This window comes from Bacillus sp. FSL L8-0528 (genome assembly GCF_038593085.1).
Lineage (GTDB): Bacteria > Bacillota > Bacilli > Bacillales > Bacillaceae > Bacillus > Bacillus paralicheniformis.
Genome location: NZ_CP151961.1, coordinates 561,595 through 575,438 on the forward strand (window position 1 = coordinate 561,595; position 13,844 = coordinate 575,438).

At 46.5% G+C, this 13,844-nt stretch carries 15 protein-coding genes; 11 read left to right on the top strand and 4 right to left on the bottom strand.

Going from position 1 to position 13,844, the window contains the following annotated elements; genetic code table 11:
* Positions 1 to 64: 64 nt before the first annotated feature.
* Positions 65 to 1,213 carry an acyl-CoA dehydrogenase family protein gene (locus MHI30_RS02780; RefSeq protein ID WP_020450248.1) on the top strand — a complete coding sequence of 383 codons (1,149 nt, stop codon included), beginning with the start codon at positions 65 to 67 and terminating at the stop codon, positions 1,211 to 1,213.
* A 36-nt stretch (positions 1,214 to 1,249) separates the two neighbouring features.
* Here MHI30_RS02780 and fbpB read toward each other — a convergent pair whose 3' ends face one another.
* From fbpB to MHI30_RS02795, 3 genes are all read right to left on the bottom strand, one after another.
* Positions 1,250 to 1,405 carry a Fur-regulated basic protein FbpB gene (gene fbpB / locus MHI30_RS02785; RefSeq protein WP_041817153.1) on the bottom strand — a complete coding sequence of 52 codons (156 nt, stop codon included), beginning with the start codon at positions 1,403 to 1,405 and terminating at the stop codon, positions 1,250 to 1,252.
* Positions 1,406 to 1,407: 2 nt separating this feature from the next.
* Positions 1,408 to 1,566 (bottom strand): Fur-regulated basic protein FbpA, encoded by a 159-nt coding sequence (fbpA, locus tag MHI30_RS02790; RefSeq protein ID WP_023857875.1) that lies wholly within the window; start codon positions 1,564 to 1,566, stop codon positions 1,408 to 1,410.
* Positions 1,567 to 1,982: 416 nt separating this feature from the next.
* Positions 1,983 to 2,303: a thioredoxin family protein gene (locus tag MHI30_RS02795; RefSeq protein ID WP_075753964.1), complete on the bottom strand. Its 321-nt coding sequence runs from the start codon at positions 2,301 to 2,303 to the stop codon at positions 1,983 to 1,985.
* Between the two features lie 160 nt (positions 2,304 to 2,463).
* Here MHI30_RS02795 and MHI30_RS02800 point away from each other — a divergent pair, with 160 nt between their 5' ends.
* The 6 genes from MHI30_RS02800 (at position 2,464) to MHI30_RS02825 (ending at position 9,710) form a co-directional block, all read left to right on the top strand.
* Entirely contained in the window at positions 2,464 to 3,549 is a 1,086-nt protein-coding gene (locus MHI30_RS02800) for a D-alanine--D-alanine ligase (RefSeq protein WP_075753966.1), read from the top strand.
* Positions 3,550 to 3,687: 138 nt separating this feature from the next.
* Entirely contained in the window at positions 3,688 to 5,058 is a 1,371-nt protein-coding gene (murF, locus tag MHI30_RS02805; RefSeq protein WP_075753968.1) for a UDP-N-acetylmuramoyl-tripeptide--D-alanyl-D-alanine ligase, read from the top strand.
* A gap of 65 nt (positions 5,059 to 5,123) precedes the next feature.
* Entirely contained in the window at positions 5,124 to 5,834 is a 711-nt protein-coding gene (locus tag MHI30_RS02810; protein WP_020450251.1) for an alpha/beta fold hydrolase, read from the top strand.
* Positions 5,835 to 6,180: 346 nt separating this feature from the next.
* On the top strand, positions 6,181 to 7,644 hold the full coding sequence (locus MHI30_RS02815; RefSeq protein ID WP_020450252.1) for a DEAD/DEAH box helicase: 1,464 nt from the start codon (positions 6,181 to 6,183) through the stop codon (positions 7,642 to 7,644).
* A 112-nt stretch (positions 7,645 to 7,756) separates the two neighbouring features.
* On the top strand, positions 7,757 to 8,236 hold the full coding sequence (locus tag MHI30_RS02820) for a PH domain-containing protein (protein ID WP_020450253.1): 480 nt from the start codon (positions 7,757 to 7,759) through the stop codon (positions 8,234 to 8,236).
* A complete protein-coding gene (locus MHI30_RS02825) occupies positions 8,226 to 9,710 on the top strand; it encodes a PH domain-containing protein (protein ID WP_075753970.1) in 1,485 nt (494 codons plus the stop codon). Before MHI30_RS02820 ends, MHI30_RS02825 begins: the two co-directional genes overlap by 11 nt.
* Here MHI30_RS02825 and MHI30_RS02830 read toward each other — a convergent pair.
* On the bottom strand, positions 9,707 to 10,306 hold the full coding sequence (locus MHI30_RS02830; RefSeq protein WP_075753972.1) for a rhomboid family intramembrane serine protease: 600 nt from the start codon (positions 10,304 to 10,306) through the stop codon (positions 9,707 to 9,709). The genes MHI30_RS02825 and MHI30_RS02830 overlap by 4 nt on opposite strands.
* 343 nt (positions 10,307 to 10,649) lie before the next feature.
* Between MHI30_RS02830 and MHI30_RS02835 the strand changes: the two genes are divergently transcribed.
* The 4 genes from MHI30_RS02835 to ndoA all read left to right on the top strand — a co-directional run bounded on the left by MHI30_RS02835 (position 10,650) and on the right by ndoA (position 13,751).
* Positions 10,650 to 11,609 (top strand): outer membrane lipoprotein carrier protein LolA, encoded by a 960-nt coding sequence (locus MHI30_RS02835; RefSeq protein WP_154495823.1) that lies wholly within the window; start codon positions 10,650 to 10,652, stop codon positions 11,607 to 11,609.
* 224 nt (positions 11,610 to 11,833) lie between these two features.
* Positions 11,834 to 13,003, top strand: a complete 1,170-nt coding sequence (alr, locus tag MHI30_RS02840) for an alanine racemase (protein WP_026080763.1) — start codon at positions 11,834 to 11,836, stop codon at positions 13,001 to 13,003.
* A gap of 111 nt (positions 13,004 to 13,114) precedes the next feature.
* A complete protein-coding gene (locus MHI30_RS02845; protein WP_006638778.1) occupies positions 13,115 to 13,396 on the top strand; it encodes a hypothetical protein in 282 nt (93 codons plus the stop codon).
* A 4-nt stretch (positions 13,397 to 13,400) separates the two neighbouring features.
* Complete coding sequence (gene ndoA, locus MHI30_RS02850; RefSeq protein WP_003179128.1) at positions 13,401 to 13,751, top strand: type II toxin-antitoxin system endoribonuclease NdoA; 351 nt, start codon at positions 13,401 to 13,403, stop codon at positions 13,749 to 13,751.
* The last annotated feature ends 93 nt before the right edge of the window (positions 13,752 to 13,844 follow it).

Below are 13,844 nucleotides of genomic sequence, written 5' to 3' on the forward strand. Positions count from 1 at the left end.
ACAAGCCGGGAACGAACTATAATACTTATTAAATCTATCGGAATTTGGTCAGGAGGATGCCGGTGTGTGTTCAATATTTGTGAAAACGGAAAGGCAGCAGGAATGGCTCGGTAAAATCGGGAAACTGGCGGATGAATTTGAGAAAACAGCAGCGTACTATGACGAACATGCCGAATTTCCCGCAGAACATATTCAAAAGCTGCGGGATTCAGGCTACACAGCGCTGACGGTCGGAAAAGATTACGGGGGAGAAGGCATTTCGCTCTACGATATGCTTTTGTTTCAGGAACGGCTTGCCAAAGGAGACGGACCGACGGCTCTCAGCATCGGCTGGCACTTAAGCGTGATGGGAGAACTGGCGGAAGGAAACAGCTGGGACCGGCATGTGTTTTCATCGATTTCACATGAAGCATTAAAGGGCGCGCTGATTAACAGAGCTGCAAGTGAAGCGCAGACGGGAAGCCCGACAAGAGGAGGACGCCCCGGAACCCATGCAGTCAAAAAGAATGGCGGCTGGATCGTAAACGGACGTAAAACATTTACAACGATGTCTCCGGTTCTCGACTACTTTCTTGTCACCGCTTGGATTGAAGAGAAGCAAACGATTGGCGTTTTCTTGATCCATAAAGATGCGGAAGGCTTGGCGATAGAAGAAACGTGGGATATGGCGGCGATGAGGGGGACGGGAAGCCACGATTTGGTACTGACCGATGTCCGTCTCGACGAATCCATGCTTGTCGAGCTGTTGGCAAGTAAAAGAACGGATAAAGTCAACGGCTGGCTGCTTCATATACCGGCTGTTTATCTAGGTATCGCGCAAGCAGCGAGAGATTATGCCGTCCAATTTGCAAAAGACTATCAGCCGAACAGCTTGAAAGGTCCGATTAAAGAAGTGCCTGCTGTTCAGCGCCATATCGGCGAAATCGATTTGGAACTCATGAAAGCCCGCCACTTTATGTATCATGTCGCAGAGCTTTATGATGACCCGGAGCGCCGCGTCTTTTTGACTGGTGAGCTTGGAGCGGTTAAGCATACAGTAACGAATACGGCTATTGCTGTCGTAGACAGGGCGATGAGAGTCGTCGGAGCGAAGAGCCTGGCGAGAACGAACCCGCTCCAAAGATTTTATCGTGATGTCCGGGCGGGTCTCCACAATCCGCCGATGGATGATGCGACAATCGGCAAGCTTGCGGGAATTGCATTCAGTGAATAGTAAAAAAGAAGCCGTTCAAAATGAGCGGCTTCTTTTTTAAGTTTGTTTTGCTTTAGACATTGCCAAAAGGCGGTTCTCGTGTCTGCGGTCGATCTTGTCATAAATGACGTCCATTTCTTTCGGGTTCTTGGCGATTTCTTTCTTATATTCTTCGACAAGCTGATGAAAGGTTTTAATCTTCCGTTTTGACATGATTATCCGCCTTTCTTGTTGGATTGGTATTCGCTTTCAAGTTCGCTTAAAGACAATTCGTAAAGGTGGCGCTCTTCTTTTTTATATATGCCAAGCTGGATAAGCCGCTGAATGAGTTGTTTCTTTCTCATTTCCACCGCTTTCTTTAATTGAGGGGCCATGTGATCACCTCGTCAACCCTTTAGTGATATTGATAATCATTATCAATTAAGGATATTATACTAAATACTATCACAGAATGTAAAGAGACATCCTTAAAATCATATTGAACAAAATTGAAAAATATGAATTATTATCCAAAAATGCATATAAAAAAAGAAGCCGACAAGGGCTTCACAACTAGAAAAAATAATTGCAAAATAGGAACAAAAAACATTCTACCTGAATATAAAAAACGAATCAAGAACTTTTTGCGGAATTTCGACATTTTCGTTTCCCGGGAAATACTCGTGTCGAATTATTAATGAAAGCTCATTCTTTTATGAAACAAATATTGCTGCTGTCCCGTCTTGTATAAAAAGGACATGGGTGCTCCCATGTCCGGCGGTTCAGACAAAAAATCAGGACTTAAAACGAATTAGCTAATATGTTCAGCCAGGAACTCGTTCACTTCTTCAGGCGTTTTGGCATTTGCGCTGTGAAGGTGACCCGTTTTTTCGCCGTTTTTGAAAATCAACAGGCTTGGAATACCCATGACCTGATACTTATCGGCAAGTTCAGGAAGATCGTCTTTATTCAGCTCATACCAGTCATTTTCCTGATAAGCCTCAAGAATGTCTCCGATGAACATGTTCATGCGTGTGCAGTCCGGGCACCAGTCAGCGTAAAATTTGACGATGATTTCTTTATCGGATTGGATCAGTTCATTAAATTGTGCTTCTGTTATGATTTTTTTCAATTGCAACCTCTCCTTTTCAATGCCATTTTAATATAAAATGAAAAGGATTTACATACAAATGCTTTTTATATGCTGTTTTTAGACCGTATTAAAATAATTAGATCATTTTCCCGGGAAAGTGATAAGATAGTAAAGATGAATCCAGTGGGGGGAGTACGAATTGAAGACAAGATTAGGATTGGTATACGGCGGAAAATCAGCGGAGCATAACGTTTCTCTGCAAACCGCGCTGGCCGTCACGAAAGCATTAGATACTGAAAAATTTGATATACACCCGATTTATATAACAGAAAAAGGCGAGTGGGTGAGAGGGCCGCAACTGACAGAACCGGTTTCAAATGTGAAAATGCTTCAGTTTGAACAGACGGGCCAGACATTTTCTCCGGCATTGCTGAACCGCGATATGTTTCCGGGCGAAGCTGATGTGAAAGAAGACTCGATTGATGTTGTTTTCCCGCTTTTGCACGGACCAAATGGGGAAGACGGCACCATTCAAGGCATGCTTGAACTATTGAATGTGCCATATGTGGGCAACGGAGTCCTGGCTTCCTCCGCGGGCATGGATAAAGTGGTCATGAAGCATCTGTTTGCACAGGCAGGCCTTGACCAGGCGAAATACGTTTCATTTGTGAAAAAAACCTGGAGTCACTCCAAAGAAGAAAGCTATGATCAAGTGGAATCGGAGCTTGGTTATCCGTGCTTCGTGAAACCGGCTAACCTTGGATCAAGCGTCGGGATCAGCAAATGCAGAAACCGTGAAGAGCTTGACCAAGCCTTTGAACTTGCATTCCAATATGACCGGAAAATTGTCGTTGAAGAAGGCGTCATCGGACGGGAAATAGAACTCGGCGTTCTTGGGAATGATGAACCTGTCTGCTCAGTCGCGGGGGAAATCGCTCCGAAGAAAGATTTTTATGACTATAAAGCAAAATATGAAGACGGCGACACTGATTTGATTATTCCTGCTTCCCTGACAGAGGACGAATACGAAACAATGCGTAGCATGGCTGTCAAAGCGTTTCAGGCGATTGACGGCTCAGGCCTTGTGAGAGCGGACTTTTTCCTTACAAACGAAGGCAGGGTTCTGATTAATGAAGTCAATACGATGCCGGGATTCACACCGTTCAGCATGTTCCCGCTTCTCTGGAAGCAATCTGGGGTTGAGTATGCTGAACTGATTGAAAAGCTTGTCGCTTTGGCAATCGAGCGGCATGAAGAAAAACAGCAGATCAAACATACATTTTAACGGGACGGAGCGGACCGAATCCGGGGAGCTTTCATGGAGAAAGGCGCGGAAGGCGGTTCGCCCTTATATACAGCTGCAGACACTATCCTTATTTGTGGTAGTGTCTCTTTTCCTTGCTGGAGAAAGAGAGGGACATACATGATAACGAGAACGGTAAAAGAAATTGCTGAAATGTCGGAAGGCGTTTTGACGAATGAAGCTTTTGAAGGGCGTCTCGTCAAAGGCGTCTCAACCGATTCGAGAAAACTGGCGAAAGACCAACTGTTTATTCCGCTTGCAGGCGAGCGGTTCAATGGACACGTTTTTGCAGAGCAGGCTTTTCAAGAAGGCGTCGCAGCCGTGCTATGGAACCGGAGCGAACCGAATCCTCCGGAAGGGAAGCCGGTCATTTTAGTTGACGATACGCTGGAAGCGCTGCAGAAGCTTGCGAAGGCATACAGGCATCAGCTCGACGTAAAAGTTGTCGGCGTGACCGGTTCAAATGGGAAAACGACGACAAAAGACATGATTCATGCTGTGTTGGGCACCGAGTATAAAGTGCATAAGACAGAAGGAAACTATAATAACCACATCGGCCTGCCTCTGACGATTCTGGCGATGCCAGAAGATACGGAAATCGCCATTTTGGAGATGGGGATGAGCGCCAAAGGGGAAATCGATTTTCTGACTCGTCTGGCGCGTCCTGATATCGCAGTCATCACAAACATCGGCGAATCGCACCTCCTTGAACTCGGATCAAGAGAAGGAATTGCAGAGGCAAAGCTCGAAATTGTCAATGGGCTTTCAAAAGAAGGCACACTCATTTATGTCGGAGATGAACCGCTGCTCGCCGAAAGGCTGAACCAGCCGCTTTACGAGACAAAGACGTTTGGAGAGGATCCGGCTTTCGACTATCAGCTTGAGGATATGACGCAGACGGAAGAGGGCACGGCATTCCGCGTTAGAGGAATCGAAAACCGGTTCTTCATCCCGGTGCTCGGAAAGCATAATGTGAAAAACGCTTTAGCTGCGATTGCGGCCGGAGACCTTCTGAATGTCAGCAGGGCTCATATTGCAGAAGGGCTGACTAAACTGAAAGTGACCGGTATGCGCCTTGAGCTTGTGAAGACACCGGCCGGCGTTGCGATCATTAATGACGCCTATAATGCAAGTCCGACATCGATGAAAGCGGCGATCGAGCTTGTCGAACAGATGAAGGGATACGGTAAGAAAATGCTCGTCCTCGGCGATATGCTGGAGCTCGGCGAAGGAGAAAAAGTGTTTCATGAAGAAATCGGGCAGGCAGTCAATCCGGACTCGATCGACTTTTTATTTACGTACGGAGATCTCGGTGCATATATTGCAAAAGGGGCGCTTAAACATTTTCCGGAACACCGCGTCCTTCATTTCAACCCGGAAAACAAAGACGGTTTGAAAAAGACATTGAAAGAAAAAGCGAATACAGGGGATCTGATCCTTGTCAAAGCGTCCAGAGGCATGCGTCTTGAGGATGTTATAAAAGATTTGTAAGGGAACATTGAATCATAAAGTCGTTTTTTATGTGATCATCAGTAAAAGAAAACGGGTGAATGGTCATGATAGGATGTTTATGCATTCACGGATTTACCGGAGCACCGTATGAATTGGAACCGCTGGCTTCTCATTTAAAACAAACGGCCGATTGGCAAGTTGAAATGATCACGCTGCCCGGGCACGGGGAGATGCCGGTTTTAAAAGGCGTCTGTTTTCAGGAATGGATCGCTTGCGCGGAAGTGGAGCTCGTCCGCTTGTTGAAAACGTGTGATACGGTATTTTTAATCGGATTTTCAATGGGTGGGATGATTGCCGCCTATTTAGCCGGAAAATATCCGGTCAGCCGCCTTGTCCTGTTGAGCGCGGCCGCCCAGTACATCAGCCCGGGACAGCTGATCCAGGATTTGAAGAATGTGATCAAAGATTCTCTGCAAGGCAAACTTGAAGATAATCTGCTTTACAAAAGGTATAAACAAAAGCTGACAAGCACCCCGGTATCTTCAGCATTTCAGTTTCGCAAGCTCGTCAAGATGACAAAGCCTGCTTTGAAAAACCTCCAGATCCCTGTGCTCATTGTTCAGGGGGAGTGTGATTCAATCGTGCCGCTGTCAAGCGCGTATTACTTGTATGAAACCATACCTTCCGAAGAGAAAGAGCTGTGCCTCTTGCCGGAATCCAAGCACCATGTCTGCCTTGAAGAAAACTCCGTTACCCTATTTCAAACCGTTGAGGCGTTTCTCAAAAAAACGCCGATTGAATCCATAAAAAAATAAATAATTGAACGGCAATCTGCAAAAAATAATCGGGGATGCTGGCAGAGAAAAATGAGTGTATGCTGTCGAAAGCCGCACAAGCCTGTGTTACAATGTGTAAAAGACGTCACCAGGCGGGCTTGACGTTTCGCGGACGGTTGTCCCAGAGGTCCATAGAAGGCTGCCGAACCGGCGAGAGAGCACACCGCTCATTTTCATCTTGTTGAAAAACGTATAACGGAATGGTAATATAACATGTAAAGTAATTCGGGCTTTGCATAAGTATGGACCTGTCCTTTGCACAAAGGGCAGTTTTTATTGATAAAACACGATTACTGAAACAGTAAGCAGAAGGAGTTTGAATACATTGACAATAACGTTTCAAGATTTTCAATTAAGTTCTGATCTCACAAAAGCGATCAAGCGTATGGGATTTGAAGAGGCAACACCGATTCAGGCACAAACGATTCCGCTCGGCCTTGCAAATAAAGATGTGATCGGACAAGCGCAAACGGGAACAGGAAAAACGGCTGCATTTGGCATCCCCCTTGTTGAGAAAATCAACCCCGAGTCTCCTAACATTCAAGCCATTGTTATCGCACCTACTCGTGAATTAGCCATTCAAGTTTCTGAAGAGCTATATAAAATTGGACAGGATAAACGCGCTCGCGTGCTGCCGATTTACGGTGGACAGGATATCGGACGCCAGATTCGCGCGCTGAAGAAAAATCCCCATATTATCGTCGGAACACCTGGCCGTTTGCTTGACCATATCAACCGCCGCACAATGCGTCTTCAAACAGTGAACACCGTTGTGCTTGATGAAGCGGATGAAATGCTGAACATGGGATTCATCGAAGATATCGAATCCATCCTTTCCAATGTGCCTGCTGAGCATCAAACATTGCTGTTTTCTGCAACAATGCCTGCTCCGATTAAACGGATTGCAGAACGTTTCATGACCAACCCGGAGCACGTAAAAGTGAAAGCGAAGGAAATGACAGTATCAAACATTCAGCAGTTCTACCTCGAAGTACATGAACGCAAAAAGTTTGATACGCTGACACGTCTTCTTGACATCCAGTCTCCGGAACTGGCGATTGTATTCGGCCGGACAAAGCGCCGCGTCGATGAACTGACAGAAGCGCTTAATCTGCGCGGTTATACAGCTGAAGGAATCCACGGCGATTTGACTCAGGCGAAGCGGATGGTGGCACTCCGGAAATTTAAGCAAGGCGCAATTGAAGTGCTCGTTGCGACAGACGTTGCGGCGCGAGGCCTTGATATTTCAGGGGTAACGCACGTCTACAACTTCGATGTGCCGCAGGATCCTGAAAGCTATGTTCACCGCATCGGAAGAACGGGACGCGCAGGTAAAACAGGAATGGCGATGACCTTCATTACACCGCGCGAAAAAGACATGCTGCGCGCCATCGAGCAGACAACAAAACGAAAAATGGACCGCATGAAAGCACCGACTCTAGATGAGGCGATTGAAGGACAGCAGCAGGTGACGGTTGACCGCCTCCGGACGATCATCGAGGAAAATAACCTGAACTTCTATATGACGGCTGCAGCGGAATTATTGGAAGACCATGATTCTGTGACAGTTGTTGCGGCTGCCATTAAAATGATGACCAAAGAGCCGGACAACACGCCTGTCCGTTTGACGGAAGAGGCTCCGCTCAGAACGAAGCGAAACAAAAATCACCACCACCGTTCCTCAAAACGCAGAGACGGCGGCGGCTACAGAGGAAAGAACAATCGTTCATCCTATGATAAAAAGCGTTCTTCGAATGACAGACGCCAAAAAAAATCATATAATTCATAAGCAAAAGGCGGATCCTTTTTTACGGATTCGCCTTTTTTTAAAAACTAAAGCCTTTATCCGAAACATTTTCAGCCTAAGACCGTAAATAGAACTAGATTGGGGGAATCGAGTTTTGAGAAGCGAGCCGAAAAATCAAATCAGCCGCGATGGCGTAAAAGTCTGGAGAATCACAGCTTGTATCACATCATTTGTTTTAATGCTGGCTGCAGCAGGCCTGGTTGCCGCAGGGGTGATATTTAAGTGGCCGGTATGGATCGGCGTTTTGTCAGCAGCCGTTTGGCTGGTGATTTCATTTGTCATCATTATGATTATTCCGAATATCCGCCACAGAATCTGGCGCTACGAAGTCCATGAGAACGAAATCGATATTCAGCACGGCATCTTTGTGGTGACCCGCGTGATCGTTCCGATGGTCAGAGTCCAGCATGTTGATACATCGCAGGGCCCCATCCTCAGAAAATATAATCTCGCCTCCGTGCAAATTTCAACAGCCGCGACGACCCATTCCATTCCCGCTCTGGATGTTGAAGAGGCGGATCAGCTCAGGGACTCCATTTCCAGGCTGGCAAGGGTGACTGAAGATGATGTCTGAACCGAGACGCATGCACCCCGCCGCCGTCATTCTCAACTTTATCAAAGGCCTTGTTGAGACCGTTAAAAACTTTATCATTCCATTTGGCGTAGTGCTTTTTTTAAATCAGTCTCACACAGTCAAAATGCTGGCGATCGCCGCGGCTGTGCTGTTTTTCATTGCTTTGGTCGTGACGAGCATCATCAAGTGGAGCAAATTTACATACCGTATCGAAGAGGATGAATTGCGAATAGAGGAAGGCCTGATCAATAAGAAAAGAAGGTATATTCCGATCGAACGGATTCAAACGATCAACACGAGCGCAGGCCTCATTCAGCAAATATTCAAACTGGTGAAGCTGCAAGTCGAAACGGCAAGCGGAGGGACAGAAGCGGAAGTTTCCTTGGTCGCCATTACCCAGGCAGAAGCCGAACGTATTCAGCAAGCGCTTTTCGAAAGGAAAAAGGCGGCGGAAGACACTGGAGCCGATGTCCCGAATCCGCTGGCAGAGACTGCTGAAGAGGCGGAGGAAACTGCGGAAGAGCCGGCAAAGATGTACAAAATGACCGGACAGGAGCTTTTAACCGCAGCGTCAACATCAAGCGGGATCGGCGTCATTATTTCAGGGGTATTCGCTTTTTTCACTCAAGTCGACGACTTCTTTGATTTGGATTGGCTGTATGACCGTTTTGCTTTTTTGAACAGCGCTGGAGCGGCTGTCATCGCCTTGGCCGCTTTTGTTGCCCTTTTCATCGCATGGCTTCTCAGCATTGTCGGGATGCTTTTGAAATACGCGAATTTTACAGTCGTCCGTAAAGAGAAAGAAATCGTCATTTCCAGAGGGCTGATTGAAAAGCATCAAATCACGATTCCGCTGCAGCGGATTCAAGCGATTAAAATCAAGGAGAGTCTGATCAGGCAGCCTTTTGGACTTGCAGCCGTCACGATCGTCAGCGCAGGCGGAAACGTTTTGGAAGAAGATAAATCAGCCGTCTTATTTCCGATTATCAGCAAAAAAATGATCAAACAGCGCCTCGGCGAATTCATTCCGGATTATGCGCCGGAAGACGATTTGAACCGCTTGCCGAAACGCGCACTGCGCCGCTATATCCTGCGCGCATCCTGGCCGGTTCTCGCCGTCGTTCCGCTTTCCATTCTATTTCCGCCGTGGGGCTATTTGTCCGCTGTATTGATTCCTTTTTACTGGATCATCGGCTATCTATCATACCGCGATGCCGGATGGAAGATCAGCGGCAGCAAAATCATCATGTCATCGCGCTTCATCGGCAGAACAACCGCTGTCATTCAGCGCAGGCGCATGCAGGTGTTCGAAGTCAGCCGCTCGTATTTCCAGCGCAGAAGACAGCTTGTTTCGATTCATACATCAACAAAATCGTCTGCTTTAATGGAGAAGTTTTCGGTGGCTGATGTCGAGGAGAAAGATTCGGACGATATTTTTGCATGGTATTCTTATGAAAAAAGAGTGAACGGTTAAAAGCCGTTCACTCTTTTATTTAACAACGGAGGAGCCAGAGCGAGTCCGCCCAGCAGTCCGAAGATGTGCGCCATGATATTGATATTTTGGTTGACAAACGTCATCAAAACCGAAATGGCGAGGATGGTGACGATGATTTGGGAATTGGCGCTTCCCATCAGCTCTTTTCGAAACAGCACGATGTACAGGTACACGCCGAACAGGCCGAATATCGCTCCCGAAGCGCCGACATGCATATACTCCAGCGGTTCGATGAAATATGTGCCGATATTGCCGATCACTCCTGCCCCGATATAAACGATGAGAAACTTGAGTTTCCCGAGCATTCGTTCCAGCCCGGGAGCAAATAAAAAGATCGACATCGAATTAAAGAGCAGGTGGCTGAACCCGGCGTGAATAAAGATCGGCGTCACAAACCTCCACCATTCTCCATTCGCTATCCCCCAGTTAAATCCAATCAATAAATCAGACCACATCTGTACGGCCGTCAACGGAAGTAAAAAAAGAATCCAGATGGCAAGCTGCAGGGCCAGTATGGCGGATGTGACCGGGTAGAGCCTGATAAACGTCTGAAAATTTTCTGTTCTGATAAACATGCTTATGATTTAAGCCCCTTTACAATGATCTCGTACATATATAGTAACACGTTTATGAACAGGCAGCGGCGATTAGTACGGAGGAGAAAAATGATTTTGAAAGGTTGTCATGCTAGTCTGCATATTGTCTGAGACACGCTCATATATTGGGTAGTGCAATAAGGGAGACGAGTCGTTGCAGGCTTTTATGGTACGCACGCCGATACAGCCGGCCCTGTTCTTATGGCGTACCGTTAAAGTCGAACAAGCGGTTTCTTCCTTTTTACATCAATGATTAAAAAGGGGTTGAAAAAAGGTGAGAAAAAGCTTTGTTTTGCTTTTAACGGGGCTGCTTGTAATCCTTATGCTTTCTGCCTGCGGCCAAAAATCGCAAGAAGATGTTGTGACGGGGCTCGACAAGAAGGCAAAAGAATACACGTCCTATAAGGCAAAAGCGAAAATGACGATTGAAACGGGAAATGAACCGCAGGAGTACAATGTGGAAATCTGGCATAAAAAACCTTCTCTTTACCGGGTCTATTTGGAAAACCCGAAAAAAGACCAGAGCCAGGTGATCTTGCGCAATGAAAACGGCGTGTTTGTTTTGACTCCGTCGCTGAATAAAAGCTTCCGCTTTCACAGCGACTGGCCCAATAACAGCAGCCAAGTATACTTATTCGAATCGCTCGTAAAAGATGTCAAAAATGATGGGGAAGCTTCTTTTTCCGCAAAGGATTCAAAATACATTTTTGAAACGAAAACGAATTATCAGCATAATCAGATGCTGCCGACTCAGGAAATCGTTTTCCATAAAAAGACCATGGCTCCTTCATCGGTTAAAGTGATGGATACCGACCGCAAACCGATGGTAAAGGTTGAGTTTACAAGCTTTGAATTCGATAAGCCGCTCGATAAAGACTCTTTTGATGAAAAGAAAAATATGACGCTGTCTCAAATTGACGTAGCGACAAGTGCTGACGTGTCAGGCTCTTTCGCTGTCAAAACGCCGCTCGATGTGCCTCAGGGCGTGAAAAAACTTGAGGAGAAAGAGATGGCGACTGAAGACGGCAAACGGATCGTCATCACATATGGCGGTGAAAAATCCTTTACATTGATTCAGGAAAAAGCCCGCGTCGCCAAAACATCCACTTCCGTATCCATGAACGGAGAGCCCGTTGACCTCGGCTTCACGGTCGGCGCACTGACGGATAAATCGTTGTCATGGACATATGACGGAGTCGATTACTTTATCTCATCAGAAGATCTTTCTCAAGATGAACTTCTGATGGTTGCAAAAAGCATGCAGGGACAGTCTTCGAAATAGACTGTGCCGTATCCGGCAGCCTGTTTTCCGCCCGGAAGCGGAAAGCAGGCTTTTTTATATTTGCGTCGCAAGCGTATGATTTCGACAGCTTTTCCGTAAAATGTATACCGTGCCAGCAATTTTTCTTTTGTTCAGGGCTGATGATCCCGTGCAAAATTTCCCTTTCTCCGAACTTTTTAGTATGATGGGAAGGACGAGTGAAACAAGGAACAGGAAGTGTCATGATGAGCTTAAAACCATTCTATAGAAAGACATGGGCCGAAATCGATTTAACGGCTTTAAAAGAAAACGTCCGCAATATGAAGCGGCACATCGGCGAGCATGTCCACCTGATGGCCGTCGTTAAAGCGAATGCCTACGGACACGGGGATGCACAGGTAGCGAAGGCGGCTCTTGCAGAAGGGGCGTCCATTCTTGCTGTGGCTTTACTGGATGAAGCGCTTTCGCTGAGGGCGCAGGGGATTGAAGAACCGATTCTTGTCCTCGGTGCAGTGCCGCCCGAATATGCAAGCATTGCCGCGGAAAAGCGCATTATCGTGACTGGCTACTCCGTCGGCTGGCTGAAAGACGTGCTCGGTTTTCTGAATGAGGCCGAAGCTCCTCTTGAATATCATTTGAAGATCGACACGGGCATGGGCCGCCTTGGCTGCAAAACGGAAGAAGAGATCAAAGAAATGATGGAGATGACCGAATCGAGCGATAAGCTCAATTGTACGGGCGTGTTCACTCATTTCGCCACGGCGGACGAAAAGGACACCGATTATTTCAACATGCAGCTTGACCGCTTTAAAGAGCTGATCAGCCCCCTCCCGCTTGACCGTTTGATGGTGCATTCGTCAAACAGCGCCGCGGGTCTGCGCTTCAGGGAACAGCTATTTAATGCCGTCCGCTTCGGCATCGGCATGTACGGTTTGGCGCCGTCAACCGAAATAAAAGACGAGCTGCCGTTTCGTCTGCGGGAAGTGTTTTCGCTTCATACCGAACTCACCCATGTGAAAAAAATTAAAAAAGGCGAGAGCGTCAGCTACGGGGCGACATATACAGCTCAGCGCGACGAATGGATCGGGACAGTCCCCGTCGGGTATGCCGACGGATGGCTGAGGCGCCTGGCCGGAACGGAAGTGCTGATCGACGGAAAACGCCAAAAAATAGCAGGGAGAATCTGCATGGACCAGTTCATGATTTCCCTTGCCGAAGAATACCCTGTCGGCACAAAGGTTACCTTGATCGGAAAGCAAAAAGACGAATGGATCTCAGTCGACGAAATCGCCCAAAATTTGCAGACGATCAATTATGAAATTACCTGTATGATAAGTTCAAGGGTGCCCCGTATGTTTTTGGAAAATGGGAGTATAATGGAAATAAGGAATCCGATCTTGCCTGATCAATCCTGAAAATTGATGAATTAGCGGAAAAACAACTTTGCTTGCGAAAAGAATAATGATATGATTATGAATGGAATGGATAGAGTGTTGTATCCGTAAGTTTGGTGGAGGTGTATGTTTTTGTCTGAATCCAGCGCAACAACTGAAATATTGATTCGCTTGCCAGAAGCTTTAGTATCAGAACTGGATGGTGTCGTCATGCAAGATAACGGGAGCAGAAATGAACTGATTTACCAAGCCACAAAAATGTATTTACGCGAACGCAAAAATCGACAAATTCGGGAATCGATGAGACGCGGTTATATGGAGATGGCCAAGATCAATTTGAACATCTCTTCTGAGGCTCAATTTGCAGAGTATGAGGCTGAAAACACAGTAGAGCGCTTAGTAAGCGGAGGATAATCATTTGATTGTTAAACGCGGCGATGTTTATTTTGCTGACCTATCTCCTGTTGTTGGCTCAGAACAAGGCGGGGTGCGCCCGGTTTTAGTGATTCAAAACAACATCGGCAATCGCTTCAGCCCAACTGCTATTGTTGCAGCCATAACAGCCCAAATACAGAAAGCAAAATTACCTACCCACGTCGAAATTGATGCGAAACGCTACGGTTTTGAAAGAGACTCCGTTATATTGCTCGAACAAATTCGGACGATTGACAAGCAAAGATTAACGGACAAAATCACCCATCTCGATGATGAAATGATGGAAAAGGTCAACGAAGCCTTACAAATCAGTTTGGCACTCATTGATTTTTAATATTGATGAAAGTTGCTCGAGGCGAAAGAGCAACTTTTTTTGTGTTCAAAAATAACAAACGATATAATGGAACTGTTAGTCCAAAAAATGTTA

What these genes read in the sequence shown, in the direction of transcription:
- fbpB (WP_041817153.1), bottom strand. Translation starts at nt 1,405, where the DNA reads ATGTCAAAACGGAAGATTAAAACCTTTCATCAGCTTGTCGAAGAATAT.
- fbpA (WP_023857875.1), bottom strand. Translation starts at nt 1,566, where the DNA reads ATGGCCCCTCAATTAAAGAAAGCGGTGGAAATGAGAAAGAAACAACTC.
- murF (WP_075753968.1), top strand. Translation starts at nt 3,688, where the DNA reads ATGATAACGAGAACGGTAAAAGAAATTGCTGAAATGTCGGAAGGCGTT.
- MHI30_RS02810 (WP_020450251.1), top strand. Translation starts at nt 5,124, where the DNA reads ATGATAGGATGTTTATGCATTCACGGATTTACCGGAGCACCGTATGAA.
- MHI30_RS02825 (WP_075753970.1), top strand. Translation starts at nt 8,226, where the DNA reads ATGATGTCTGAACCGAGACGCATGCACCCCGCCGCCGTCATTCTCAAC.
- MHI30_RS02830 (WP_075753972.1), bottom strand. Translation starts at nt 10,306, where the DNA reads ATGTTTATCAGAACAGAAAATTTTCAGACGTTTATCAGGCTCTACCCG.
- MHI30_RS02835 (WP_154495823.1), top strand. Translation starts at nt 10,650, where the DNA reads ATGCTTTCTGCCTGCGGCCAAAAATCGCAAGAAGATGTTGTGACGGGG.
- alr (WP_026080763.1), top strand. Translation starts at nt 11,834, where the DNA reads ATGAGCTTAAAACCATTCTATAGAAAGACATGGGCCGAAATCGATTTA.